Here is a 255-nt window from a genome sequence, read left to right as displayed (position 1 = left end):
CCGGATGCGCCGCATATCGGACTCCGGCAGCAGCCTGAGCGAATCTCTCACGATGGTAACGGTGTACATCAAGCTTTGGACCGGCCGGTTCACCTTCACGAGCTGGCTTGACACGCGCGTAATCGGCGGCTGAATAACCGCCTGCTGATTCAGCGGGTCAACCGGCTCCGGAATCGGATCGTACAGCTCGATTTCGAGCTCCATCCGGGTGCCCGTCCGCTGGGGATCAAGGGTGACAAAGGTATGGTTGCGATC

1 protein-coding gene is annotated in these 255 nt (G+C 60.0%); it reads right to left on the bottom strand.

Annotation, left to right across the window (positions count from 1 at the left end; genetic code table 11):
- Positions 1-204: hypothetical protein (locus tag ACSNOG_RS33605; protein WP_436756454.1), on the bottom strand; the 204-nt coding region annotated here is incomplete at its 3' end.
- Positions 205-255: the final 51 nt, after the last annotated feature.

This window comes from Streptomyces sp. URMC 124, assembly GCF_051386455.1.
In the GTDB taxonomy this organism is placed as follows: domain Bacteria; phylum Actinomycetota; class Actinomycetes; order Streptomycetales; family Streptomycetaceae; genus Streptomyces.
This window is presented reverse-complemented; position numbering and strand designations above follow the sequence as displayed.